Annotated in this window: 1 protein-coding gene; it reads left to right on the top strand. The window is 46.1% G+C overall.

The features are described from left to right. Positions 1-863: elongation factor Tu (tuf, locus tag NO991_RS20560; protein ID WP_058584085.1), on the top strand; the 863-nt coding region annotated here is incomplete at its 3' end.

Genomic DNA, 863 nt, shown 5'->3' with positions numbered 1-863 from the left:
ATGGCAAAAGAAAAGTTTGAACGCGTAAAACCGCACGTAAACGTTGGTACAATCGGCCACGTTGACCACGGTAAAACAACTCTAACAGCAGCAATCACTAACGTACTTGCAAAAGTATACGGTGGTGTAGCTAAAGACTTCGCATCAATCGATAACGCTCCAGAAGAGCGTGAGCGTGGTATCACAATCTCAACTTCACACGTTGAGTACGATACTCCAACTCGTCACTACGCACACGTAGACTGTCCAGGACACGCCGATTATGTTAAAAACATGATCACTGGTGCTGCTCAAATGGACGGCGCAATCCTAGTAGTTGCTGCGACTGACGGTCCTATGCCACAAACTCGTGAGCACATCCTACTTTCTCGTCAGGTTGGTGTACCTTACATCATCGTATTCATGAACAAATGTGACATGGTTGACGACGAAGAGCTACTTGAGCTAGTTGAGATGGAAGTTCGTGAACTTCTTTCTGAGTACGACTTCCCAGGTGATGACTTACCACTAATCCAAGGTTCAGCGCTTAAAGCGTTAGAAGGCGAGAAAGAGTGGGAAGACAAAATCGTTGAGCTTGCAGAAGCACTAGATTCTTACATCCCAGAGCCAGAGCGTGACATCGATAAGCCATTCATCATGCCTATCGAAGACGTATTCTCAATCCAAGGTCGTGGTACTGTTGTAACAGGCCGTGTTGAAGCTGGTATCATCAACGTGAATGACGAAGTTGAAATCGTAGGTATCAAAGAAACTACGAAGACAACTTGTACAGGTGTTGAGATGTTCCGTAAGCTTCTAGACGAAGGTCGTGCGGGTGAGAACATCGGTGCACTTCTACGTGGTACTAAGCGTGAAGACGTTGA

This window comes from Pseudoalteromonas sp. DY56-GL22 (genome assembly GCF_041414715.1).
In the GTDB taxonomy this organism is placed as follows: domain Bacteria; phylum Pseudomonadota; class Gammaproteobacteria; order Enterobacterales; family Alteromonadaceae; genus Pseudoalteromonas; species Pseudoalteromonas simplex.
Note: the sequence above shows the minus strand (reverse complement) of the source record. Positions and strands in the feature narration are given on the sequence as shown.